Here is a 24,255-nt window from a genome sequence, read left to right on the forward strand (position 1 = left end):
CATGCAAGCCCCGGGGACCGCCTGATCGAAAGACGCGCTAAAGCAGATGCCCCGACTTTGCCGCCTTGGTCGCCAGATAGGCGGCGTTATGCGGGTTTGCGCCCACTTTCAGCGGCACCCGTTCGGTCACAGTGATGTCGCAGGCCCGCATCATCTCGATCTTGCGGGGGTTGTTGGTCAGCAGCCGAACCTGTGCAAACCCCATCCGCCGCAGGATCTGCGCGCCAAGGCGAAAATCCCGCTCGTCATCCTCGAACCCCAGCCGGTGATTGGCCTCGACCGTGTCAAAGCCCTGGTCCTGCAGGGAATAGGCCCGCATCTTGTTGGCAAGCCCGATCCCGCGCCCTTCCTGGTTGAGATACAACAGCACCCCTGCGCCCTCCTCGCCCATCTGGGCCAGCGCCGCGTTCAGCTGCGGGCCGCAGTCGCATTTCAGCGATCCCAGCAGGTCTCCGGTGAAACAGGCCGAATGCAGGCGGGCAAGGACCGGCGCCTGCCGGTCGGGGCGTCCGATTTCGATGGCGTAATGTTCGTCCGAGCCGTCCTCGGGGCGGAAGATGTGCAACCGGGCGTTCTTTGCCGCCCGCAGGGGCACGCGGGCGGAAATCACCTGCTCGAGCCCGCTGAGGGTCAGCAGGTGTGGCGAGGCGGCGGCGGCGTCGATCACCCCCAGATCATGGGCGGCGGCAAAAGCTGCGCCATCCTCGAGCGGCACCACCACTGCCGCCGGCAGCAACCGCGCACTTTTCACCAGCGTCAGCGCCAGACGATGCAGCCCGGCGTCCCCGTCGCGCCGGCTTTGCAGCGGGCCTTTCATCGGCACCGAAAGATCGTTCGCAGGGTCCGCCAACCCCTGCACCCAGGCCAGTTCGGCCCCGGCAGGCAGGGCCACCCGGGCCAGATCGCCGTCATAGGCCCGCGCCTTCAGTGTCTCGGCGCGCCAGCGGGTCAGGGCGAGATCTGCCATCCCCCCCAGATCCTGCACATCGCGCAGGCGCTGCGCCGACAGCGTTTCGGCCGCCAGTATCAGTACGCTGGCCCGCGCGTCGCACAAAACCACCGGCACCCCCATGCGCAGGTCGGCGCGGGCGCGGGCCAATCCTTCGGTCAGATCCGGTCGGAAGGTCATCCTGGTCCTCTGGTTCATGCCCCGAATTGCAACACGGGGCCGAAAATCTGTAACATTTGGCCCCCTGATACACGAGGCCGTGACAGCGTTGCAGCAAAACTTGTCCTCTGCGCCTGCGCATCACATCTGCCTCACAACACAAGGAGAAGGCAACATGGCGCAACTCAAGAATATCCTGCTGGTCGATGACGATGACGATCTGCGCGAGGCGCTCGCTGAACAGCTGGTCATGACCGAGGACTTCGAGGTCTTCGAGGCTGAGAACGGCATTGGCGCCATGAGCCGTGCCAAGGAACAGAACTACGATCTGATCATTCTGGATGTCGGCCTGCCCGATACCGACGGGCGCGAGCTGTGCCGCCTGCTGCGCAAGCAGGGCATCAAGGCGCCGATCCTGATGCTGACCGGGCACGATTCCGATGCAGACACCATTCTGGGTCTGGATGCCGGGGCCAATGACTACGTCACCAAACCGTTCAAGTTTCCCGTGCTTCTGGCCCGCATCCGCGCCCAGTTGCGCCAGCACGAGCAGTCCGAGGACGCGGTGTTCACTCTCGGGCCGTACACCTTCAAGCCGTCGATGAAGATGCTGGTTACCGATGACGACAAGAAGATTCGTCTGACCGAGAAAGAGACCAACATTCTCAAGTTCCTGTACCGATCGACCGACGGCATCGTGGCCCGCGATGTGCTGCTGCATGAGGTCTGGGGCTACAATGCCGGGGTCACCACACACACGCTGGAAACCCACATCTACCGCCTGCGCCAGAAGATCGAGCCCGATCCCTCGAACGCCCGGCTGCTGGTCACCGAATCCGGCGGTTACCGGCTCGTCTCCTAAGGTCGTACTTTTTCTTCCGCGGAATGGAACCTATACCGTCAGGACGCGTTTGATTTTTCTGATCCCGTTGCATGTGCGGGTTCTCACATGCACCCTCCCTGTTGGACTGGCCCGGGCTTTGCCCGGGCCTTTTTTTGACGTTGGCCAATCCGGGAAACCCGGTCGTCGACACATCGCAGACACAGGCCCCACTCCCGCCTTCATTTACGCGCCAATCGTTCGGCCCGGGCAAACGCCGCATAGCGCGGTGCAAAAAAGGCGGTGAACGCTTTGACGTCCTTGCGACTGTAGGCCTGCGGGCTCACCAGCAGCATTGTCAGGAAGGACGTGCTGTCGGGAAGGTCCAGACACCGCACAAGGTCGTCCATGCCGTCGCCCAGAGAAGTCGCGATCGGCCCGATCCCGGCGCCGGTTTCAATGGTGGTGAGCAGCGACGGCCAATCCGAGCATGCCATGACGGTTCGCGCGGGATCGATCTGGTCCGCCCCCCAGTCCCGCAGTTGACGCGGCATACCATCCCCTTCGGGCACGATCACCGAATGATTGCGAAGGTCCTGCGCCGAGGTGGGACACCCATGTGCCCGGACATAGTCACGCGAGGCGTACAGCGCAAAGGTGCCTTCGCTCAGCTTGCGGCAGATCAGGTTCTTGTCGTCGAACACCCGGCCGTGACGGATCGCGATGTCGGCTTCTCCGGCTGACAGGTCAAGTATCCTGTCAGTCGCGATGAATTCAAACCGGGTTTCCGGATGGGTTCCCTGGAACTCGGCCAGTATCGCCTTGAATGTCGTGGCGAAATTGAACGCTGCTGCTGTGATCCGGATGGGCGCCACATCGGAACGTTGGTGTCGCGCCTCACCTGCCAGATCGGCCGCACACTGTTCCATCGATTCCGCAAACGGAATCAGCGCCTGCGCCTGCGCCGTCGGCCGGAAGCCACGCGTGTCCCGTTCGAACAGCCGCAGGCCAAGGTCGTGCTCCAGCGTATCCATCCGCCGGGCCACGGTCGGCTGGGCAATCCCCAGGACTTTCGACGCCGCAAGCGTCGAACCAGTGCGGATCACCTCCAGGAACACCCTGATGTCTGACCAGTTGCGAAAATCGCTCTTCATTTTTGAAGAGCAACACATCGTTTCAGAGAATTCCACAACAAAACGGATGGGTGCAGGATCCGAACAGGGCCCCACTTCGGGAAAGGATTGTAATGATGGAACAACTTTTCACACCGCTCAACGTCTGGAAGATCTTTGCCGGAAGTCTCGGCCGCCTGGCGGCACCCGGGACAGGTCAGGGCCAGCCGGAGGTCGAGGAGGCATGCGCGCGACGCAGGTTTATCCGGGAAATGATCTGGAACAACCCGGATGCATTTTCAAGCGACCTGGATGTCCAGAACATGATGCAGGTGTATCACCACCAGTTCTGACCATGCCAACCGCCCGCATGCGCGCCCGGGCCAGACTTGCCCGGCGGACCGGACCCAGCGGGTACAGCCTGCGGAACCCGGGCCCGGAGGCCGCGCCGGACTGACCACAACAACGCAAAAGCCCCCGCACATGGCGGGGGCTTTCCTGTTTCGCGTTGCGGCGAAATCAGCTTTCCGCAGCTTCTTTCTGCTGCTCGGCCGTCATCTCTTCGCCAGTTTCCTGGTTCACGACCTTCATCGACAGGCGGACCTTGCCACGATCGTCAAAGCCGAGAAGCTTGACCTTCACGTCCTGTCCTTCTTTCAGTACATCGGACGGGTGGTTCAGGCGACGATTCTCGATCTGGGACACGTGCACCAGACCGTCGCGCTTGCCAAAGAAGTTCACGAAGGCGCCGAAATCGACGATCTTCACGACCTTGCCGTCATAGACCTGGCCCTCTTCCGGCTCGGCCACGATCGACCAGATCATGTCGTAGGCCTTCTTGATGGCTTCGCCGTTGGGCGATGCGATCTTGATGATGCCTTCGTCGTTGATGTCGACCTTCGCGCCGGAAACCTCGACGATCTCGCGGATGACCTTGCCGCCCGATCCGATGACTTCACGGATCTTGTCGGTGGGGATCTGCATGGTCTCGATGCGCGGCGCGTGCACGCTGAATTCCTGCGCACCGGACAGGGCCTTGCCCATCTCGCCCAGGATGTGCAGACGACCGGCCTTGGCCTGCGCCAGTGCCTTTTGCATGATCTCCTGCGTGATGCCGGCGACCTTGATGTCCATCTGCAGCGAGGTGATGCCGTTTTCGGTGCCCGCGACCTTGAAGTCCATGTCACCAAGGTGATCTTCGTCACCCAGGATGTCGGTCAGCACCGCGTAGGAACCGTCTTCCTCGAGGATCAGACCCATGGCCACACCGGCCACAGCCGATTTCAGCGGCACGCCCGCATCCATCATCGACAACGACCCGCCGCAGACCGACGCCATCGAGGACGAGCCGTTGGATTCGGTGATCTCGGAGACGACGCGGATGGTGTAGGGGAAATCCGTGGCCGCCGGCAGAACCGCCTGAAGCGCACGCCAGGCGAGCTTGCCATGGCCGATTTCACGACGACCCGGAGGGCCCACGCGCCCGGCTTCACCAACCGAATACGGGGGGAAGTTGTAGTGCAGCAGGAAGTTCGACTTGTACATGCCCTGCAGGCTGTCGATCATCTGCTCGTCATCGCCGGTGCCCAGCGTGGTCACAACCAGACCCTGGGTTTCGCCGCGGGTGAACAGGGCCGAGCCGTGCGTGCGCGGCAGCAGGCCGGTTTCGCAGACGATCGGGCGCACGGTGTCCAGCGCACGGCCGTCGATCCGCTTGCCGGTTTTCACGACATCGCCGCGCAGAACGCTTGCTTCGAGCTTCTTCAGCGCGGTGCCAAGGTTCTCATCGGCAAGCTGCTCTTCGGACAGGGCTTCCTTGATGGCTGCCTTGGCGTCGGAAACCGCCGTTGTGCGTTCCTGCTTGTCGGTGATCGCGTAAGCGGCACGGATCTTGTCCTCGCCAGCCGCTTTCACAGCCGCGTAGAGGTCCGAATAATCGGCGGGCTGGAAATCGAACGGCTCTTTCGCGCAGGCTTCGGCGAGCGAGATGATCAGGTCGACAACCGGCTGGATCTGCTCGTGCGCAAAGGCAACCGCGCCGAGCATTTCCTCTTCGGTCAGCTCATAGGCCTCGGATTCGACCATCATCACGGCGTCTTTGGTGCCGGCGACAACCAGGTCGAGACGCTGCTCGGGGTTGTCCTTGAGCTTGTGCATGTCGTCGATTTCGGGGTTCAGGACATAGTCGCCGTCCACATAACCCACGCGGCAGCCTGCGATCGGGCCCATGAACGGCGCCCCCGAGATCGTCAGCGCTGCGGACGCGGCGATCATCGCAACCATGTCGGGATCGTTGACAAGGTCGTGGCTCAGCACGGTACACATCACCAGAACTTCGTTCTTGAAGCCGGGCACGAACAGCGGGCGGATCGGACGGTCGATCAGACGCGCGGTCAGCGTCTCTTTCTCGGTCGGGCGCGCTTCGCGCTTGAAGAAACCGCCCGGCACCTTGCCTGCGGCATAGTATTTTTCCTGGTAGTGGACGGTCAGCGGGAAAAAGTCCTGACCTTCCTTTGCCTTTTTGGCAAAGGTCACGTTGGCCATGACGGATGTCTCGCCCAGAGTGGCGATGACCGAACCGTCGGCCTGACGGGCAACCTTGCCCGTTTCCAGTGTGAGCGTCTCTTCGCCCCACTGCATCGATTTCGTCGTAACGTTGAACATCTAGCGTATCCTGTAAGGGAGCACTCCCGGCCCTCCGGGTCTCCCGATGCAAATGGCGGCCCCATTGCCGCCGACCCCTTTCATCATGTCATGCGCCGGAGTCGGGGCGTCACGTCTCAGATGCATCGCCCTTATACGAAACCGGCGCGTTTGGAAACCCGTCGTGACGCCGGCCAGTGCCTGCATCTTGCGGCGGTTCAAGCGGCACGCGCCGGTCCCCGCCCGCCCCGAAATCGTGCCAAGATGCTGCATGGAATGACTAATTTGTCGAGAATCCCGCAGACTGCCGTTTTTTGACCACTTTTCCCTGTCAGTACTGACACATGACAGCGAAATTGCCCCACCCGGACGACCCTGCGCCTCGTGGCGCACCTGACTGCACACCGCCGTGCAGCAGAGAACCGTCCGGAGTCGGCACAGAATTCAGAACCACCCAGAATCACCGGGAACATAGTCACATGCGCATCCCCAGCCGTCCCACTTTCCTTATGGTTTCACAGATCGCCCTGCTTTTGGGCACAGTCGCCGCCCAGGCCGCGGTTCTGAGCGATACAGACGTTCTTTCCGGGCTTCCGGGGGTGCCGGTGCACCAGGAATTTCTGCCGGGCGGGGTGTCTGTGGTGACAACGCGCAACAGCGTGTCCTGCGTCGCCAGCCGCCGTGTGGAAATCGAGAATTCCGTGTATCGGGGCTTTGATGGCCGCGACATTCCCTTTGACAGCATCATCCGCAGTCCGGCGACGTCACTGCAGGCCATATCGAGCATCCCGGGTGAGGTCACCTTTCGGGTGCAGTTGAAATACAGCATCGCGTTCGGTCGGCCGATCGCCTTGCGGATCGGTGATTACGTGGTGGACGTGCAGGGGTCACTGGAAAACAGCACCGACAGCCTGATGCTGACCGGAGAGACAGCAGCGCGCCTGGATGCGGCGCTGCGGGACGGCGTCGTGCCAACCCTGGCGGCGGTATCGATGGACACCGGTCACTACGTTGTCGATGCCATTTCGGCACCGGATCTGGCTGCGCTGGACGCCTGCACACAGGGCCTGGGAACAGAGACCGCAGCAGCGCCGCAGGTCGAGAACAACGTGCGCGTCACCTTTCGCGCCGACCCGGAAACGACACCGCTGGCCACCCTGCCGCAATTGCAGGCCTGCCGCATGAAGGACGCGCCGGGCGAGCTGTACCTTGCGACACTCGATTCGGTGGATGGCTTCTTTTCCCAGACCGACCAGATCTTTGTGACCTTTCAGCCAGACGGAACACTGGCCCGCGCCTATGTGCCCGGGGTCTTTGACGGCGATTTCAGCCGCGACCGGCGGTCGGCCCGGCTCAGCCGCGCGGCGGATGCCAATGTGCCAACCAGCGCGAACCAAGTCAAAGGCTGCCTTGGCTCTGCCGAAATCCGGGTCTGCAGCTATGGCCCCGAGGACGGCCAGTACCGGATCGGCCCGTGTCTGGGCGGGGACTTGTTGGCAATGTATCCCGAAGATCCGGGCCATGACCCCAAACGCAGCCTGCGGGACGACCCTGTCACCGGGCTGACCGGAACAGGTGGCCCGGGAACCGCGCCGCGCCTGCCGACAACCGGCACCCCCCGCCTCCCCGAGGGTGGACCTGCGGCCCCACCGGTGCTGAGCAACAGCCCGACCGGCGAAAAGATCATCATAACGAATCCGGCCCCCGTGACGCCGGTCCAGCCGTGGTCCCCCTTTACCAAGCCAGTGATCTCGAAGAGCATTGATCCGGTTTACGACACCGGCAGCACGTTGGTCATGTCGCCGGTTCCCCTGCCCGCCTCGCTTCTGGTTCTGGTGGGGGCAGTGGCCTCGCTCATCGGCCTGCGTCGTCGCAAATCCAGCTGACGGCCCTGGCCCCGCCGCGGCCGACCGTGGACCAGGAATTTCGGGTTGGCCCGGCGCATCTTGCCTGTCGCCCGCCAACCCGGCCTCTTTTCGGCTTTTGACCTGTGAAGGATGCCCGCCGCGGGTCCGGCCCGAGGCAACCCGCAACGACCGGGCAGTTACATCGCCGAATAACGTTCCGAGTCGCGCGGCAGAGCATCGTAATCAAACGACGGTGAGAAGGCTGTCGGGGACGTGCAGGTTTTTTCCGAGATCACCCGTGTACCCTGCATGACAACCAGCCCCGAGTGCGTCTGCGCCCCGGTGTTGGCGTTCCCTTCTGCATGGAACAGGATATAGCTGTATTCTCCGCTGGAGAAACGCAGTTGGCTGACCAGCCCGGCATAGCGCATTTGCATCCAGTGGAGATTTCCTGACCGCGCGTCGCCGGTGATCGACTTTTCGATCCGTCCGGTCGCGCCGTAGCTGTAGGTCAGACTGTTGTTGTCACTGGTGACCGACACGGTTTTTCCACCGGTATCACAGCTGAACACGGTCATCGGCACCACAGAGGCGTTGCAGGCCGCGAACACGCCCCGCACCGGCGAAGTTCCTTCGGTGCAGAAGATCCCCCCCCAGTGATAACCCTCACCGATGCCGGTGCTGACCCTGAACCAGTTGTATCCGTCAAAGGCCACGCCGGTATCTTCGAGGCCAGAGAGCTGTTCGCCCTCTGCGAGGCTTCCGATCTTTTTGTAATTGGTGCCCGGACCTGCCCGCAGCGTGCCGCCGTAGGAATACCCCAGCACATCCATTCGCATCGGTTGGTCCGCCGACGCCGGACGGTTCTGCTCGGCATGGAATTCGCGTTCCATTTCGATCATCGTCTGGATGTCGCCGACACATTCATCGGCAACCAGGGGCCACAGCGCGCCATCTGCGAAACAGGTTCCGACACCGACGCGCCCACACAGCTCCTTGACGTTCTGCTGGCACTGCGGCTGCAATTCCTGTGCATGCGCGGACCTGGTCGGTCCGAGCAACGACACCGCGATCACTGCGGCAGCAAGATACCATTTGGTCAAGGTCTGATCTCCGGATCATGGGTGGCGGCCCGGCACTCCGAGCGAGCGGGCGGCCTGACCGCACTCAACGGTCTATTCGGGCACCTGTCCAGCATCGCGATGAATTTGCGTGGTTTTCTTCAATGGAGGTCCGGGAGCGGGATTTCCTCATCCGGGCAACGGCACCGCTTGGCCGACGTCACGGAGGTGCCGGGCACCGGGCACCGGGGAGGTGACCCGCGCGGGTCCGCTTCTACGCCGAAAAACAGTGCACCCGCCGCGCAGCGCGCGACGGGTGAGAGCACAGGGTGTCAGCGGACCTTGCGGCGCGCCCTGTCCGTCAGAATGCAGCTCAGTTGCTGGCGTACTGAAGACCTGTGTTTTCCGCGCTCACGTGCAGAGTGTCACCGGTCCGGGCAAAGCTGTAGAGCACGTCGCGTGCGCCCGGCATGCCAAAGGCAACGGTGTCGCCGTCCTGCATCAACATCTGGATACGCACCGGAGCATAGGCGCCGATACGCGGTGTATAGGTGCCGACGACTTCGTGACCGCCGTCCACTTCGATCCAATAAACGCTCATGTCGAGCCCGCCTTCGTGCAGGGTGCCTGCAGACATCGGTGTGCTCAAGGTGATCTCATCAGCCAGAACCGGTGTCGCTGTCAGGGCCAGTGCGGCAAAGATAGGTGCAAATTTCATTGTGGGTCTCGCTTTCCATATTTCTTGAAATGTCCGGGGCACTGCCATGCCCGCTGTTTCTGCATTGCAGCATATATGGCTTTGGCAGCCGCGCACCACGCATGGTTGGACATAGCCGCCATGAACTCAGCGCGGGTAGCCATTCCCACCCGTCGCGGTATCCGACGGCACACAAAAGATACGTCTGATCAAGGGGATGGGTGACCCACCTCGGGGACAGGCACCACCGGGCCCTGCCGCTACCGGGCGACGTGTCACCCGCACCTGCCGACCGCGCGACGGCGGTTCTCAGGGGGTCGTGCGGCGCAGCCTGATGGGTGCCGCTGCGCCCGAGTTGCGAAATTGTCCCCTATCCGGGACCGGACTCTGGAACACGATTTCCGGCAACTGGTCGCCACAATAAAACGCCCCGCTCGTCAGGTGGGGCGTTCCGGGGTCACATCACTCTGCGGCGTCGCGTTCCGGCAAGACCCAGTCGGGGCGCGGAAAGTGACAGGTGTAGCCGTTCGGAAACTTCTCGAGATAGTCCTGATGATCCTCTTCGGCGACCCAGAAGTCCCCGACCGGCGCCACCTCGGTCACCACCTTGCCGGGCCAGAGCCCGGACGCATCGACATCGGCGATGGTATCCTCTGCCACCGCCTTTTGATCCTCGTCGACGTAGTAGATCGCCGAACGGTAGCTGAGCCCGATGTCGTTGCCCTGCCGGTTCAAAGTCGTCGGATCGTGGATCTGAAAGAACACCTCGAGAAGGCGACGGTAGGAAATCTTTTCGGGGTCGTACCGGATCTCGATCCCCTCGGCATGGGTGCCGTGATTGCGATAGGTGGCATTCGGCACATCGCCGCCGGTATACCCGACACGGGTGCCCAGGACGCCCGGCAGCCGCCGGATCAGATCCTGCATGCCCCAGAAACATCCTCCTGCCAGAACTGCACGCGCGCTCATGCCACGTCCTCCACCTGATCGAGATAGTCGCCGTAGCCTTCGGCCTCCATGTCAGCGCGGGCAATGAACCGCAGTGCGGCGCCGTTGATGCAATAGCGCAGCCCGCCGCGATCCTGTGGTCCGTCGGGAAAGACATGTCCCAAATGTGAATCGCCGTGGGTCGAACGCACCTCGGTGCGGATCATGCCGTGAGACACATCGCGCAGTTCGTTCACATGTGCGGGCGTGATCGGCTTGGTGAAACTGGGCCAGCCGCAGCCTGATTCATATTTGTCGGAACTGGCGAACAGCGGCTCGCCACTGACAATATCGACATAGATACCCGCCGCCTTGTTATCGAGATAGGCGCCGGTTCCGGGCCGCTCCGTGCCGCTTTGCTGGGTGACGCGGAACTGCTCGGGTGTGAGCGTCGCAATCACGTCGGGGTCTTTGGTGTATCGGGCCATACGATTTCCCTCTCTTGCTGATCTGCCTCAAGATGGGGTCTGAGACCGCGAAAGCAAAGCTCTGTTACACATGCCTCAGAATGACGTGATCTGTGCCCGGCAGATGCTGGCGGTCACGGACTGACGCCGCTGCCGCCGGAATTCACACGGCAATACGGGGCCGACCCGAAGCCTCTGCCGTGACCACCGCCTCCAGAAACACCTCGCGCGCCTCGGCCTCGACCACCTTCACGTCGCGGCGCAGCTTCAGCGCGATATCGACCGCCCCCGCCGCCTCTGCTGCCGCCCGCGCCTCGCTGCCCAGCGCGTTCTCAAGACAGGCCATTGCGTCTTCGGAGGCGCCGAAATCCTGCGGCCCGGTTGTCAGATGCACCCGGAACCGCCCTTCGGCCGGCGCGGTGACAATGCCCGAGCGGCGCATTGTCACCTGCCCGACCACAGCGCCGATGGCATTTGCCACATCGCCATGTGCCGGCAGATCAACAGTGCCATTCAGCATTCTCCCCACCGCAGGGTAATAACATCCTGCCGAGGCCCCCAGCCCGACGACCGGCAGGGCCATCCGCGTCTCGAACGCGAGTATCCCGCTTTGCCGCCGCAATCCGGCCTCAAGCAGCGGGTGCCGCGCCAGATCCACCGATGGCAAATCCCAGCCTTCTTCGGCAAAGGCCGTTTCAAGCAAGGCCCGCGCCGTTGTCCGCGTCACCGCGTCGACAATCCGCCCGGCCAACGCCTTGGCGTCCGTCGCCAGACGCTCGCCCGACCCGACCCTGCGCCGCGCCAGAACCTCGAGCGCCAGCCGTGCCGCCTCGGCGTCCCAATCCGACTGCTGTCCGAGGACATGGACCGCATCCGTCGGAGTCACCCCGGCGACCTGCACCAGACCGCGCCCGACCAGCCGTTGCAGCGCCTGACCTTCGAGCCGGGTGCGCAGGACCGCGCCGAGCGGCATCAGCCCGTCGATCCGCTCCAGAAGCCCGGCCTCTCGCGCGCTCAGACCGGCGACGTCCTGGCCGGCAACCCGCCGCACAAAGCGCCCGTCGTGGTCGCCCGGCACCGCGCTGCGCACCTGCCGCTCCAGCTCCTGCCGCACCACGTCGCCATGTTCGAACCCGATCAGCGCCACCGGCACCACGCGGCGCGGCCCGAGGCTCAGCGCGCCGTCCAGCCCTTCGCCGACATGCACTTCGGAGTCGCCGCCAAGCCCGTGGGTGCGCATCGCCACCGCCTCGACCATGGTGCGGAACCGGCCCACCTGCGCCCCGCCGGGATCAATTGCCGGGACGCCGCCGCGCAGCAGGGCAATATCCGTCGTGGTCCCGCCAATGTCCGAAACCAGCGCATCGCTGGCCCCGGTCAGCCAGCGCGCCCCGACAAGGCTAGCAGCCGGGCCGCTGAGAATGGTCTCGATCGGGCGCTCCTGCGCCTGCGCCGCAGAAATCAGTGCGCCGTCGCCGCGCACCACCATCATCGGCGCATGCACACCCAGACCGTGCAGGGTTTCCTCGGCCCGCGCGATCAGCCGGTGCGTCAACCCGATCAGCCGCGCGTTCAAAACGGCCGTGAGCGCCCGCTTGGGCCCACCAAGCCTGGCGGAAAGCTCGTGCGAACAGGACACCGGCCGACCGGTGATGCGGCGCAGCAGCTCCCGGGCCTCCAGCTCATGCTCCGGGTTGCGGGTGGCGAACTGCGCCGCGACCGCAAAGGCCGACACCTCCTGCGCCCGGGCCCACACCTCAAGCGCCGCCAGATCCAGTGCCACCACCGCGCCGCCGGCATGGCTGTGCCCGCCCGCAAGCACCAGCACCGGATCACCGCCCAGTGCCTCGGACAGCCCGTGCGTTTCCAGATCCCGCTCGCTGAAGCCGATGTACACCAGCCCGACCCGGCCGCCCTGCCCCTCGACCAGCGCATTGGTTGCCAGAGTGGTCGAGAGTGACGCCATGGCAATTTCCGCCGCCGCGATTCCGGCCTGCGCCAGCACCGCCGTGACCGCCGCGCCGATTCCCAGCGCCAGATCACCGCGCGTGGTCAGCGCCTTGGCCTTGGCGATGACCTGAGCCTCATCCCGGATCAGCACCGCATCGGTGTAGGTTCCGCCGGTGTCGACCCCCAGAACCACGCTCATGCCAGTCGCTCCACCGCCCAGCGTGCCGCATCCGCCACCACCGGATCCGCGTCCGCGCACAGGTCCTGTGCCACGGGCCGCAAACCTGGCGTGCCGGAATTGCCGATGGCGTAGAGCACGTTGCGCACGAACCGCCCGCGTCCGATCCGCTTGATCGGCGATCCGGAAAAATGTGCCCGGAATCCCGCGTCGTCCAGGCGCGCCAGATCCTGCAGACGCGGCGCCACCAGTTCGGCCCGCGCATGGTATTTCACTTCGCGCGCGGTGCGCGCGAACTTGTTCCACGGGCACACCGCAAGACAGTCGTCGCAGCCATAGATCCTGTTTCCCATCAACGGTCGCAGCTCCGGGTCAACCGGGCCGTGGTGCTCGATTGTCAGATAAGAGATGCAGCGGCGTGCATCCAGTTGGTAGGGCGCCGGAAAGGCCCGCGTCGGACAGACATCCAGACAGGCCCGGCAGGATCCGCAATGGTCCACCTCTGTCGCGTCCACCGGCAATTCGAGCGTGCTGAACACCGAACCCAGGAAAAACCACGACCCCAGGTCCCGGCTGACCAGATTGGTATGTTTGCCCTGCCAGCCCAGTCCCGCAGCCTGCCCCAGCGGCTTTTCCGGCACCGGCGCGGTGTCGACGAACACCTTGACCTCACCGCCCGCCTCGGCGATCAGCCAGCGCGCCAGCCGCTTGAGCCGTTTTTTGACCACGTCGTGGTAGTCGCGGTTCTGCGCATAGACCGATACCGCCCCGCGCTCGGGCTGCGCCAGCACCTCCAGCGGGTCATGTTCAGGCGTATAGCTTTCGCCCAACATGATCACCGACCGCGCCTCGGGCCACAGAACCTGCGGCGCGCCGCGCCAGTGCGACCGTTCGGCCAGCCAGGACATCTGCCCGTGATACCCCTGCTCCAGAAACGCCGACAGCCGTCCGGGCACCTGGGGCACGTCCCAGGGTCGGCAGATCCGGCACAGATCGAACCCGATGTCCCGGGCCTCGGCGGCAAGACTGGTCTTCAGCGCGTCCACGAAGCATCCACCGACGACAAGTCCCCGGGCTCGCTCGGGCACAGGGGGCGGACCGCCGCCCTGACCCGCATCAGATCAGAAATCCAGATCGGCATAATGCGCCGGCGGCGGAAAGCCGGGAATCTGGTCCGCAAGGATGGACCGGAAGGCCGGACGCGATTTGATCTTGGCATACCAGTCCTTGACCACATCCGACCGGTTCCAGTCCACATCCGAGATATAATCCAGCGACGACAGATGCGCCGCGGCGGCGAAATCGGCCAGCGTCATCGAATCCCCCGCGAGCCAGCGCCGGTGATCCAGCAACCAGGCCATGTAATCGAGGTGATACTTGATCGCCTTGGCCCCGGCCTTGACGTTCTGGCTGTCAGGATAGCCCTTGCCCATGACCTTCTTGTTGACCCGTTCGTACAGCAGCTTGCTGGTCACTTCGTTGTGGAACTTGTCATCGAACCAGCCGACCAGTCGGCGCACCTCGTAGCGGTTCTCGGCGCTGCGCGGCATCAGCGGCGGCTCGGGATGCATTTCTTCGAGGTATTCGCAGATCGCGCCGCTCTCGGCCATGATCTTGGTGTCGATCTTCAACACCGGCACCTTTGCCGCCGGGTTGCGGCGCAGAAAGTCCGCATCCTTTTCCCAGTACCGTTCCTCGATCAGATCACACTCGATCTTCTTCTCTGCGAGGCTCAGCCGCACCTTGCGGCAGAACGGGGACAGCGGCACGTGATAGAGTTTGGCCATGGTGGGATGCGCATCCGGGATTTTTGGTGGATATCCCCCTACTTGCCGTGAAAGCAGGCTCAGTTCAACTGCTGATCACCAGATACAGGTTTCTGTGGCCTGCGCCGCGGGCGGGAACCTGCGTATTTGATGCCGGACCAGGCCGGTGAAGATCCCGGCCCGGGTCATTGTGGCGGCATCTGCCTGATGCGGCCCTGTCGACGTCCGGCTACTCGAAACAGGCCGCGCGACCGTCCCTGGCGATGGTCGCGGCACCGTCCCGGATGCCGGCAGCGCGACGCTGCACATACTTTGAGGGCCTCGAAGCCGAACGGTCCTTGGGGTCCGGCAAGATGGCCGCCAGCCGTGCGGCCTGTGTGGCGTTCAGCGCGCCGGGACCGAGGCCGAAATAATGCTGCGAGGCGGCCGCGACCCCGAACACGCCTTCGTCGAACTCCGCAACGTTGAGATAGACTTCGAGGATCCGCCGCTTGCTCCACAGCGCTTCCATCAGCGGCGTGATCAGTGCCTCAAGCGCCTTGCGGGTGTAATTGCGTCCGTGCCACAGGAACGTGTTCTTCACCACCTGCTGGCTGATGGTCGACGCCCCCCGGTTGCCTCCGGCCTCGATCGCATCGCGGATGGCCCCCATGTCAAAGCCCCAGTGGTTGCAATAGTTCGCATCCTCGGCCGCCACCACCGAGCGAAGCATCACCGGCGCAATGTCGTCCGCTCTGACCCAGGTGTGTGTCACCTCCGCGCCCAGACGGCGCGCCTCGCTGACCATGTAAATCGTCGTCGGCGGGTTCACCACCTTGTACAACAGCACCATCAGCACAACCAACGAGACCGCCACGAAGGCCAGACGAAAGACCCAGCGCAGCATCCAGCGCACCGGGCGAAAGCGCCGTCGCGGGGTGGATCTGGCATCCTCCCTCAGCGGCTTTTTCGGAATGGTTTTACGGGTTGTCGCCATGGCGCCATCCTTACGCAGCCCGGACCGGTCGTGAAAGCCTTTGCGCGGACTTGGGTCAGGGACCGTGTTCCGCGCGCCGCGCGCACCGAGCCCCGTGCAACGAAAAGGGGGCCACGCCATGGCGCAGCCCCCCCGTGGTAAGATTGCCCGCGAAACGATCAGGCTGTAACGGCCGCACCGGTTTCGGTCAGCGGATGGGCGATCTTGTTCAGCATCTCTTTCGGGCAGACCTGCAGGAAATTCGGCAGTTCTTCGTCCCAGTGCTGCAACAGATCCAGTGCCTTGCGGCTGCCGGTCTCTTTCGCATGGCGCTGGACCAGGGCGTGTAGCTCGTTCTGCCACGGCTTGACCGTGACCGGGCAGGTCACGATGCCCTCCATGTTCATCAGAGCCGTTGCCGTGCCCTCCGGATCATAGAGATAAGCCATCCCACCGGTCATGCCCGCACCGAAGTTGGCCCCGACACTGCCCAGAATGACCGCGACGCCGCCGGTCATGTATTCACAGCCGTTCGATCCGCAGCCTTCGACCACCACCGACGCGCCCGAGTTGCGCACGGCGAATCGCTCGCCTGCCCGGCCCGCCGCAAACAGGAAGCCTTCGGTCGCACCATAAAGCACGGTGTTGCCGATGATCGTATTCTCGGAGGCGACCAGCGGCGAGTGCATCGGCGGACGCACCACGATGGTGCCCCCCGACAGACCTTTGCCGACATAGTCGTTGGCATCCCCCGACACTTCCAGTTTGAGCCCCGGTGCGGCAAAGGCGCCCAGGGATTGCCCGGCCGACCCGGTCAGCTTCACCGTCAGGTGATCCGGCTGCAACGCGTTGCGCATCCCGAATTTGCGCACGATATGCGACGACGTCCGGGTCCCCACGGTGCGGTGGGTGTTCTGAACCGCATAGGACAGCTGCATCTTCTCGCCGTCCTCCAGGAACCGGGCGGCATCGCGCACGATCTCCGCGTCCAGCGTGTCCGGCACCGCGTTGCGCGGACGGTCACGGTCGTAGACGATGTCATCCGAGCCATCGACACGGATCAGCAGCGGGTTGAGGTCAAGATCGTCAAGATGATCCGACCCGCGGCTGACCTGGCGCAGAAGATCTGCCCGCCCGATCACATCCGCAAGGCTGCGTGCGCCGATGCTGGCAAGGATTTCGCGCACCTCCGTGGCGTAGAAAGTGATCAGGTTGACCACCTTGTCCGCCGTGCCCGTGAACTTGGCCCGCAGGCTTTCGTCCTGGGTGCAGACCCCCACCGGGCAGGTGTTGGACTGGCACTGGCGCACCATGATGCAGCCCATCGCGATCAGCGCTGCGGTGCCGATGCCGTATTCCTCGGCCCCCAGCATCGCCGCCATGACGATGTCGCGCCCGGTGCGCAGACCGCCGTCGGTGCGCAGGGTCACCCGCGACCGCAGGTTGTTCATCGACAACACCTGATGCGCCTCGGTCAGACCCATTTCCCACGGCAGGCCGGCATATTTGATCGAGGTCGCGGGCGACGCGCCGGTGCCGCCATTGTGGCCCGAGATCAGGATCACGTCGGCCTTGGCCTTGGCGACCCCGGCGGCGATCGTGCCCACACCCGAGGACGCCACCAGCTTCACCGTCACCTTGCAGCGCGGGTTGATCTGCTTGAGGTCATAGATCAGCTGCGCCAGATCCTCGATCGAGTAGATGTCGTGGTGCGGCGGCGGCGAGATCAGCGTCACGCCTTCGGTCGAATGCCGCAGGCGCGCGATCAGCTTGGTCACCTTCATGCCGGGAAGCTGGCCGCCCTCGCCGGGCTTGGCGCCCTGCGCGACCTTGATCTCGAGCTCTTCGCACTGGTTGAGGTATTCCGCGGTGACGCCGAACCGCCCCGAGGCCACCTGCTTGATCTTGGCCGACGGGTTGTCGCCATTGGATTCGGGCACAAAGTGTGCCGGATCTTCGCCACCCTCTCCGGAATCCGACTTGGCGCCGATGCGGTTCATCGCGACATTCAGCGTCTTGTGCGCTTCCGGGCCCAACGCGCCCAGCGACATGCCGGGAGTGACAAAGCGCTTGCGGATGCTGGTGATCGATTCAACCTGCTCCAGCGGGATGGCCGGACCGATGGGCTTCATCGCCAGCAGATCACGCAGATGGATCGGCGGGTTGGCCTGGATCGCCTTGGCATAGGTCTTCCACAGCTCATAGCTCGCCTTGTCGCAGGCTGCCTGCAACAGATGCATGTTCTGCGCGCCCCAGGCATGGGTCTCGCCCGACTTGCGTGCCTTGTAGAAACCGCCAATGGGCAGCACGTCCTGACCGCCGAGGAACCCCAGCGCGTGGATCTGCTCGGCCTTGGTCTGGATGCCGCTGACACCGATGCCGCTGATCCGGCTGACCATACCGGGGAAGAATTCGGCGCACATGGCGCGGGACAGGCCCACCGCCTCGAAGTTCAGACCGCCACGATACGAGGAAATCACCGAGATCCCCATCTTTGACATGATCTTGAGCATGCCCTGGTCGATTGCCTCGCGGTACTTGCGCACCGCCTGGGTCAGCGACATGTCCAGCAGGCCGCGCTCGACCCGGTCGGCCAGGGTGTCCTCGGCCAGATACGGGTTCACCACCGTCGCGCCCGCACCGATCAACACCGCAAAGTAATGCGGGTCGATACATTCGGCGGACCGGACGTTCAGCGAACAGAAGGTCCGCAGGCCCTTGCGGGTCAGATGGCTGTGCACCGCCGAGGTGGCGAGGATCATCGGCATACCGATCTTTTCCTCGCTGGCCAGGTGGTCGGTCAGTGTCAGGTGCCCGGCGCCGGAGCGCACCGCATCCTCGGCCTCGGCGCGGATCCGGTCCAGCCCCTTGCGCAGGGTGTCCTTGCCGCCGTTGACTTCGAAGGTGCAGTCGATCTCGACGCTGTCGGCATTGAAATGCCGTTTCAGGTCATCGAACTGCGCATTGCCAACAAACGGGCTGTCCAGTACCAGGATCTCGGTCTGTGCGGAACTTTCGTCCAGCACGTTCTTGAGGTTGCCGAACCGGGTCTTCAGGCTCATCACCCGGAATTCACGCAGTGAATCGATCGGCGGGTTGGTGACCTGGCTGAAGTTCTGCCGGAAGAAATGGCTCAGCGGACGGTACTTTTTCGACAGAACGGCGCTTGGGGTGTCGTCACCCATGCTGACAACCGTCTCCTTGCCGTCCTCCGCCATCGGCGCCAGGATCTGCTCGATCTCTTCGACGCTGTAGCCAGCCGCGATCTGGCGGCGCCGCAGTTCGGCGCCGCTGTACATGGCCTTTTCGCTGACCGACCCGAGTTCGTCATCCAGTTCGGTGATCTTGCCGACCCATTCGCCGAACGGCTGGCTTGCGGCCAGTTTGTCCTTGATCTCGACGTCGTGGTACAGCCTGCCCTCTTTCATGTCGACGGCCAGCAGCTGCCCCGGACCAAGCGCGCCCTTTTCACGCACGGTGCCTTCGTCGACCGGCACCATTCCCGCTTCGGAGCCCGCGATCAGCAGGCCGTCGCCCGTCACCACATAGCGCATCGGCCGCAACCCGTTGCGGTCAAGACCGCCGCAGACCCAGCGGCCATCGGTCATCGCCAGCGCGGCGGGGCCGTCCCAGGGTTCCATCACCGAGTTGCAGTAGGAATACATGTCGCGCCAGGCCTCCGGCAGTTCCAGCGCCTGCTTGGACCAGCTCTCGGGCACCAGCATGGTCTTGGCCATCGGCGCGTTGCGCCCCGCCCGCACCAGAACCTCGAACACCGCATCCAGCGCAGCGGAATCCGACGCGCCGTTGGCGATGATCGGCTTGATGTCGTCGGCCATCTCTCCGAAAGTGGCGGATGCCATGCGGATTTCGTGGGACTTCATCCAGTTGATGTTGCCCTTCAGCGTGTTGATCTCGCCATTGTGGGCCAGCATCCGGAACGGCTGTGCCAGCCACCACTGCGGGAAGGTATTGGTGGAATAGCGCTGGTGATAGATCGCAAAGGCGGATTCAAAACGCTCGTCCATCAGGTCGGGATAGAATTCTGCCACGTCCTGCGCCAGCATCATGCCCTTGTAGATGATGGACCGGCAGGACAGCGACGCGATGTAAAGCTGCCCCACGCCGGCGGCGGCGGCGGCCTTTTCGATCCGGCGACGGATCACGTAGAGTTCACGCTCGAACGTCTCTTCGTCCACACCCTTGGCGTTGGAGATCAGGATCTGTTCGATCTCGGGGCGGGTCGCGTTGGCCTTTTCACCCAGACAGTCGACATTCACCGGCACATGCCGCCAGCCGTAGATGTAATGGCCCATGCGCAGGACTTCGGTTTCCACGATGGTCCGGCAGGTCTCCTGCGCGCCAAAGTCGGTGCGCGGCAGGAACACCTGACCCACGGCCATCAGCTCGTTCTTGCGCGGGGTGTGGCCGGTGCGGTCGATCTGGTCATAAAAGAACGCGACCGGGATCTGCACGTGGATGCCGGCCCCGTCACCGGTCTTGCCATCCGCGTCCACGGCACCCCGGTGCCAGATCGCCTTGAGCGCGGAAATTCCCGCGTCGACAACCCGTCGGCTGGCCTTGCCATCGACCGAGACCACAAGGCCAACCCCGCAGGAAGAATGCTCTTCCGCTTCGGAATACAGGCCATTCTCGGCCATCCACTTGCGCTTGGCTTCTTCGGCCCGCACCCAGTCTGCATCATACTTTGTCATGTCAGAGGTCCTCTTCAGTGGCCGTCATGCTGCGACGGTCCGGCACCTTCGCCGTAGCCGCGCGCTTTGTTGTAAATCATTGTCTGGTGGCGCGTCAGAACCGGCGCCGTTTCGAGATGTGCCGCCAGATGCACCCTGCGCAACTGCGCCTCGATCATGGCGGCCTGCCCGGTCAGAACCGTCAGCTGCTCTGCGGTGATCGCATTGGCGGCAAACGCGGCGTCCAGCGCCGATTCCGCCGCGACGTACTGCGCGCCCAGGGCCTGCGCTTCGGTCTGCATCCGGTCAAAAATCCGCTGCACCTGCGCCCGCTGCTGCGCGCTCAGGTCGAGGTCTTCGGCCAGGTCGAGCACGTGTGACGGGCCGGGATAGCCGTTGAGCTCTGCCGGTTTGGCAAAGCCCCAGCCCTGCCCGGCCAGCAAGGCCTCGATATCCTGCGACGACAGTGCCGCGATCGGTCGCTGATCCTGCCCGGCGTAGGGCGATGTGTCCGCAAGAACCATGCCGGCCGTACCGACGGCACCCGCCGCGACCAGCGCTTTCAGACTGCATCGGCAGGTCGCAAGGAAAGCTGTCATGTTTCGATCCTTTCCAGAAAAGCGGCGAAACCGGCTTCGATTTCTGCCTTGGTCTTCCGTTCGTGGTTGCCTGCAAAGGCATATCCTGCGGGCTTCACGTCTATGTAGATCTCGGTCTTCAGCGTCAGGCCTCCGGCCTTGTCCACCAGACCGGCCGAGATGCTGTAATAGTCATGCCCGGGCAATGTCAGATGATACCACAGGGTTGTGCCGCAGCTGTCACACCATGCCCGTTCCGCCCAGTCGGACGAAGCATAGGATTTGACCGGTCCCTCGTAGTGCACCGTTCCCGGCTTGGCGTCGATCTCGAGCAATGCGGAACCGGTCCAGCGCCGGCACATCTCGCAATGGCAGGCGCCCAGCTTGTTCTCGGTCGGCTCGAACGTCACCGTCACGGCGCCGCACAGGCAGTGTCCCAGCATGTTCAGTCCTCCGTAAGTCCAAGTCGTTGCAACGTTTCCGCCTGGTTCAGCCGGGGATGATCGCCGACAAGACCAAAGGAATCCGGCTTGCAGTCGACAAAGATCTCGTGCTGGATCTCCAGCCCGCCCGCATCGTCAAACAGACCGATGGGAATCTCGTAACCGCCGTAATGCGGCCCCGCCTCGGTCACCCTGTACCACAGACCGGCGCCACAGGTGCCGCACCAGGCCCGCTCTGCCCAGCCCGAAGACTGAAACCGCCGGATCTCATGCTTGCCGGTAAAGGTGATGTCCTCTTCCGGAACGGTGATCGCGAACAGGGCGGACCCCGTCCATCGCTGACACATCTTGCAGTGGCACACGCCATAAGCGGCGCCCGGCAGCTTTGCCGAGAACGCCACCTTTCCGCACAGGCATTGCCCTGTCCGCGCCGCCAAGATTCATCCCCTCTTTCAAACGCCCTGCCGCAGTACCTTGCGGCACGGCAGCTACGCACCCTCAGATCAGCCCGACGCCGGGCCGGAGGCGACCCTATTCGGCCGCGACCACGCCCGCGCTGTTGAACTGCTCCAGAATCGCCGTCGCGCAATCTCTGCCGTCGCGGATCGCCCAGACGACAAGCGACGCCCCGCGCACGATGTCACCCACCGCATAGACGCCCGGCATGTCGGTCGCCCCGGTGGTGAATTCCGCCTTGACCGTGCCCCAGCGGGTCACACCCAGTTCGGGCTGATCCCACAGCGTCGGCAGATCCTCGGGTTCGAAGCCCAGCGCCTTGATGACGATGTCGGCGTCCTCGACGTAGTCCGACCCCTCGATCACTTCGGGGCTTTGTCGTCCGGTGGCATCCGGCAGGCCGAGACGCATCCGCTCGACGATGACTCCCGTCACGCTGTCACCCTTGAACCCCTTGGGCGCGGTCAGCCACTCGAAGACAACGCCTTCTTCCTCGGCGTTCTGCACTTCGCGCTGGCTGCCCGGCATGTTGGCGCGGTCGCGGCGGTAGAGGCATTTGACGCTCGTGGCACCCTGCCGCACTGCGGTCCGCACACAGTCCATGGCGGTGTCGCCGCCGCCGATGACCACGATCTTCTTGCCCTCGGCATTCAGCTCGCCATTGTCGAACTCGGGCACGTCGTCACCAAAGCTCTTGCGATTGCTGGCGGTCAGATAGTCGATCGCCCGCACGATGCCTTTGGCGCCGGAGCCCGGCCCCTGCAGATCGCGGGTCTTGTAGACACCGGTGGCGATGATCACCGCGTCATGGGTATCGCGGATCTGCTGGAACGAAATATCTTCGCCCACGGTGCAGTTCAGCTTGAACGTCACGCCGCCGGCCTCGAGCTGCTCGTTGCGGCGGATGACGACGGGCTTTTCCAGCTTGAAGCCGGGGATGCCATAGGTCAGCAGGCCACCGGCCCGGTCATAGCGGTCATAGATCGTGACCTGCACACCCTGACGGCGCAGCACGTCAGCCGCAGCCAGACCACCGGGACCCGCGCCGATGATGCCCACACTCTCGGTGCGCTCGCTGCGCGGCTTGATCGGCTCGACCCAGCCTTCTTCCCAGGCGGTGTCCGTGATGAACTTTTCCACCGACCCGATGGTGACGGTGCCGTGGCCCGACTGCTCGATCACGCAATTGCCTTCGCACAGCCGGTCCTGCGGGCAGATGCGGCCGCAGATCTCGGGAAAGGTATTGGTGGCCTGGCTGACTTCATAGGCCTCTTTCAACCGGCCCTCGGCCGTGAGGCGCAGCCAGTCGGGAATATTGTTGTGCAGCGGACAATGCGACTGGCAATACGGCACACCGCACTGAGAACAGCGCCCGGACTGCTCTTCGGCTTTTGCCCTGGCGTATTCCGCATAAATCTCTTGAAAGTCCTTGTTGCGCACGCTTGCATCGCGCTTGGCAGGCATGTCCCGCTCAACTTTCACGAACTTCAACATCGGCTGCTTCGCCATAGACCGCTCCCATTTCGTCTGGATTTTCTCTTTACTCAACGACAAAACGAAAGAAAAGTCAGAAGTGCTGACCTATATGTCAATTAATTCGGCCAGCCCGGGCGCAAAAAGGGCTCCGGCATGAAAAATTAGGTTACAATCCGGACCTAATTTCAAGCTTTCCTTTTAATTATATAGGCTTATACCGATGGCTACCACCAATCACGAGGGCTCCCATGCCACTGACCCATCTGCTGATACTTGCCTTAATTCAGGGCATAACTGAATTCTTGCCGATTTCGTCGTCCGGGCACCTGATTCTTCTGCCGAAACTGACGGGCATTCCGGATCAGGGGCAGGTCATCGACGTCGCTGTGCATATCGGCACCCTGCTGGCGGTCATCCTGTATTTCTGGAGTGATGTGCGCATCGCGGCAATCGGAACCCTGCGCCTGCTGCGCGGCAAGGTCGACACACCGGGCGCCTTTCTGGCGCTTTGCCTGCTGGTCGCGACAGTCCCGGTGGTGCTGGCAGGGCTGGCGTTGAAACTGACCGGGCTGGATGACATGCTGCGATCCGTGGCGGTGATCGGCTGGACAATGCTGATCTTCGGGATTGTCCTGTACTGGGCGGATCAGCGCGGCGCCGAGGTCAGGAAAGACAGCGACTGGACCCTGCGTGATGCCTTCAAGATGGGCCTGTGGCAGGCCATCGCCCTGATTCCCGGCACCTCGCGATCCGGCATCACCATCACGGCGGCGCGGCAGATGGGGTATGCGCGCCCCGATGCGGCCAAGCTGTCGATGCTGATGTCGATCCCGACCATCGCGGCATCGGGTCTGCTGCTGGGGCTCGAAGTCGTGCGCGACGCGGACATGGCAGCCGCCCGCGATGGCGGTATCGCCGCGGTGCTGGCCTTTTTCTCGGCACTGATGGCGCTCGCGCTGATGATGCGGCTGCTGCGCTCGGTAAGCTTTACCCCGTATGTGATCTACCGGGTGATTCTGGGGCTGGCGCTGCTGGCCTACGCCTACAGCTGAACCGCAAGACGGGCGGCGCCGCTCC

At 63.6% G+C, this 24,255-nt stretch carries 20 protein-coding genes; 4 read left to right on the forward strand and 16 right to left on the reverse strand.

All coding sequences use genetic code 11. The features are described from left to right. Window positions 1-37: 37 nt before the first annotated feature. Window positions 38-1,129: a GTP cyclohydrolase II gene (ribA, locus tag FOY53_RS13030; RefSeq protein WP_146589511.1), complete on the reverse strand. Its 1,092-nt coding sequence runs from the start codon at window positions 1,127-1,129 to the stop codon at window positions 38-40. Window positions 1,130-1,283: 154 nt separating this feature from the next. Here ribA and FOY53_RS13035 point away from each other — a divergent pair, with 154 nt between their 5' ends. Further along, a complete protein-coding gene (locus FOY53_RS13035) occupies window positions 1,284-1,970 on the forward strand; it encodes a response regulator transcription factor (RefSeq protein WP_146589513.1) in 687 nt (228 codons plus the stop codon). A 200-nt stretch (window positions 1,971-2,170) separates the two neighbouring features. Here FOY53_RS13035 and FOY53_RS13040 read toward each other — a convergent pair whose 3' ends face one another. Next, window positions 2,171-3,082: a LysR family transcriptional regulator gene (locus FOY53_RS13040; RefSeq protein ID WP_186766600.1), complete on the reverse strand. Its 912-nt coding sequence runs from the start codon at window positions 3,080-3,082 to the stop codon at window positions 2,171-2,173. A gap of 95 nt (window positions 3,083-3,177) precedes the next feature. Here FOY53_RS13040 and FOY53_RS13045 point away from each other — a divergent pair, with 95 nt between their 5' ends. After that, the gene (locus FOY53_RS13045) at window positions 3,178-3,393 is read left to right on the forward strand and encodes a hypothetical protein (RefSeq protein ID WP_146589517.1); all 216 of its coding nucleotides are present in this window, start codon (window positions 3,178-3,180) and stop codon (window positions 3,391-3,393) included. 166 nt (window positions 3,394-3,559) lie between these two features. Here FOY53_RS13045 and pnp read toward each other — a convergent pair whose 3' ends face one another. Further along, window positions 3,560-5,704, reverse strand: a complete 2,145-nt coding sequence (gene pnp / locus FOY53_RS13050) for a polyribonucleotide nucleotidyltransferase (protein ID WP_146589519.1) — start codon at window positions 5,702-5,704, stop codon at window positions 3,560-3,562. Between the two features lie 488 nt (window positions 5,705-6,192). Here pnp and FOY53_RS13055 point away from each other — a divergent pair, with 488 nt between their 5' ends. Further along, a complete protein-coding gene (locus FOY53_RS13055) occupies window positions 6,193-7,569 on the forward strand; it encodes a hypothetical protein (RefSeq protein WP_146589521.1) in 1,377 nt (458 codons plus the stop codon). 158 nt (window positions 7,570-7,727) lie between these two features. Here the strand turns inward: FOY53_RS13055 and FOY53_RS13060 are convergent, their stop codons facing one another. The 13 genes from FOY53_RS13060 to FOY53_RS13120 form a co-directional block, all read right to left on the reverse strand. Then, window positions 7,728-8,633, reverse strand: coding sequence for an SH3 domain-containing protein (locus FOY53_RS13060; RefSeq protein ID WP_146589523.1), 906 nt, complete (start codon window positions 8,631-8,633; stop codon window positions 7,728-7,730). 331 nt (window positions 8,634-8,964) lie between these two features. Next, a complete protein-coding gene (locus FOY53_RS13065) occupies window positions 8,965-9,309 on the reverse strand; it encodes a hypothetical protein (RefSeq protein ID WP_146589524.1) in 345 nt (114 codons plus the stop codon). Between the two features lie 441 nt (window positions 9,310-9,750). Then, on the reverse strand, window positions 9,751-10,257 hold the full coding sequence (gene msrA / locus FOY53_RS13070) for a peptide-methionine (S)-S-oxide reductase MsrA (protein WP_146589526.1): 507 nt from the start codon (window positions 10,255-10,257) through the stop codon (window positions 9,751-9,753). Further along, window positions 10,254-10,703: a peptide-methionine (R)-S-oxide reductase MsrB gene (msrB, locus tag FOY53_RS13075; protein WP_146589528.1), complete on the reverse strand. Its 450-nt coding sequence runs from the start codon at window positions 10,701-10,703 to the stop codon at window positions 10,254-10,256. Before msrB ends, msrA begins: the two co-directional genes overlap by 4 nt. 142 nt (window positions 10,704-10,845) lie before the next feature. Further along, window positions 10,846-12,831 (reverse strand): hydantoinase/oxoprolinase N-terminal domain-containing protein, encoded by a 1,986-nt coding sequence (locus FOY53_RS13080; RefSeq protein WP_146589530.1) that lies wholly within the window; start codon window positions 12,829-12,831, stop codon window positions 10,846-10,848. Then, the gene (queG, locus tag FOY53_RS13085; RefSeq protein ID WP_146589531.1) at window positions 12,828-13,856 is read right to left on the reverse strand and encodes a tRNA epoxyqueuosine(34) reductase QueG; all 1,029 of its coding nucleotides are present in this window, start codon (window positions 13,854-13,856) and stop codon (window positions 12,828-12,830) included. Before queG ends, FOY53_RS13080 begins: the two co-directional genes overlap by 4 nt. A gap of 75 nt (window positions 13,857-13,931) precedes the next feature. After that, the gene (gene fzlA, locus FOY53_RS13090; protein ID WP_146589532.1) at window positions 13,932-14,597 is read right to left on the reverse strand and encodes an FtsZ-binding protein FzlA; all 666 of its coding nucleotides are present in this window, start codon (window positions 14,595-14,597) and stop codon (window positions 13,932-13,934) included. Between the two features lie 208 nt (window positions 14,598-14,805). Continuing rightward, window positions 14,806-15,552, reverse strand: a complete 747-nt coding sequence (gene mtgA, locus FOY53_RS13095; RefSeq protein WP_146589533.1) for a monofunctional biosynthetic peptidoglycan transglycosylase — start codon at window positions 15,550-15,552, stop codon at window positions 14,806-14,808. Between the two features lie 158 nt (window positions 15,553-15,710). Next, on the reverse strand, window positions 15,711-20,246 hold the full coding sequence (gltB, locus tag FOY53_RS13100) for a glutamate synthase large subunit (RefSeq protein ID WP_146589534.1): 4,536 nt from the start codon (window positions 20,244-20,246) through the stop codon (window positions 15,711-15,713). A gap of 14 nt (window positions 20,247-20,260) precedes the next feature. Next, complete coding sequence (locus FOY53_RS13105; protein ID WP_146589535.1) at window positions 20,261-20,824, reverse strand: hypothetical protein; 564 nt, start codon at window positions 20,822-20,824, stop codon at window positions 20,261-20,263. Next, entirely contained in the window at window positions 20,821-21,246 is a 426-nt protein-coding gene (locus FOY53_RS13110; RefSeq protein WP_186766602.1) for a GFA family protein, read from the reverse strand. The genes FOY53_RS13105 and FOY53_RS13110 overlap by 4 nt, the downstream gene beginning before the upstream one ends. A gap of 2 nt (window positions 21,247-21,248) precedes the next feature. Next, on the reverse strand, window positions 21,249-21,683 hold the full coding sequence (locus FOY53_RS13115; RefSeq protein ID WP_372835939.1) for a GFA family protein: 435 nt from the start codon (window positions 21,681-21,683) through the stop codon (window positions 21,249-21,251). A 94-nt stretch (window positions 21,684-21,777) separates the two neighbouring features. Then, window positions 21,778-23,211: an NAD(P)-dependent oxidoreductase gene (locus FOY53_RS13120; RefSeq protein WP_146589537.1), complete on the reverse strand. Its 1,434-nt coding sequence runs from the start codon at window positions 23,209-23,211 to the stop codon at window positions 21,778-21,780. Window positions 23,212-23,426: 215 nt separating this feature from the next. On the opposite strand from FOY53_RS13120, the gene FOY53_RS13125 reads away from it, so the two are divergent. Next, entirely contained in the window at window positions 23,427-24,230 is an 804-nt protein-coding gene (locus tag FOY53_RS13125; RefSeq protein WP_146589539.1) for an undecaprenyl-diphosphate phosphatase, read from the forward strand. Window positions 24,231-24,255 lie beyond the last annotated feature (25 nt).

The organism is Puniceibacterium confluentis, from assembly GCF_007923445.1.
In the GTDB taxonomy this organism is placed as follows: domain Bacteria; phylum Pseudomonadota; class Alphaproteobacteria; order Rhodobacterales; family Rhodobacteraceae; genus Puniceibacterium; species Puniceibacterium confluentis.

Coding starts and splice junctions, on each gene's coding strand:
- mtgA (WP_146589533.1), bottom strand. CDS start 15,552: ATGGCGACAACCCGTAAAACCATTCCGAAAAAGCCGCTGAGGGAGGAT.
- FOY53_RS13105 (WP_146589535.1), bottom strand. CDS start 20,824: ATGACAGCTTTCCTTGCGACCTGCCGATGCAGTCTGAAAGCGCTGGTC.
- FOY53_RS13040 (WP_186766600.1), bottom strand. CDS start 3,082: ATGAAGAGCGATTTTCGCAACTGGTCAGACATCAGGGTGTTCCTGGAG.
- FOY53_RS13110 (WP_186766602.1), bottom strand. CDS start 21,246: ATGCTGGGACACTGCCTGTGCGGCGCCGTGACGGTGACGTTCGAGCCG.
- pnp (WP_146589519.1), bottom strand. CDS start 5,704: ATGTTCAACGTTACGACGAAATCGATGCAGTGGGGCGAAGAGACGCTC.
- FOY53_RS13125 (WP_146589539.1), top strand. CDS start 23,427: ATGCCACTGACCCATCTGCTGATACTTGCCTTAATTCAGGGCATAACT.
- FOY53_RS13045 (WP_146589517.1), top strand. CDS start 3,178: ATGGAACAACTTTTCACACCGCTCAACGTCTGGAAGATCTTTGCCGGA.
- FOY53_RS13055 (WP_146589521.1), top strand. CDS start 6,193: ATGGTTTCACAGATCGCCCTGCTTTTGGGCACAGTCGCCGCCCAGGCC.
- fzlA (WP_146589532.1), bottom strand. CDS start 14,597: ATGGCCAAACTCTATCACGTGCCGCTGTCCCCGTTCTGCCGCAAGGTG.
- FOY53_RS13035 (WP_146589513.1), top strand. CDS start 1,284: ATGGCGCAACTCAAGAATATCCTGCTGGTCGATGACGATGACGATCTG.
- msrA (WP_146589526.1), bottom strand. CDS start 10,257: ATGAGCGCGCGTGCAGTTCTGGCAGGAGGATGTTTCTGGGGCATGCAG.
- ribA (WP_146589511.1), bottom strand. CDS start 1,129: ATGACCTTCCGACCGGATCTGACCGAAGGATTGGCCCGCGCCCGCGCC.
- gltB (WP_146589534.1), bottom strand. CDS start 20,246: ATGACAAAGTATGATGCAGACTGGGTGCGGGCCGAAGAAGCCAAGCGC.
- FOY53_RS13065 (WP_146589524.1), bottom strand. CDS start 9,309: ATGAAATTTGCACCTATCTTTGCCGCACTGGCCCTGACAGCGACACCG.
- FOY53_RS13080 (WP_146589530.1), bottom strand. CDS start 12,831: ATGAGCGTGGTTCTGGGGGTCGACACCGGCGGAACCTACACCGATGCG.
- msrB (WP_146589528.1), bottom strand. CDS start 10,703: ATGGCCCGATACACCAAAGACCCCGACGTGATTGCGACGCTCACACCC.
- FOY53_RS13120 (WP_146589537.1), bottom strand. CDS start 23,211: ATGGCGAAGCAGCCGATGTTGAAGTTCGTGAAAGTTGAGCGGGACATG.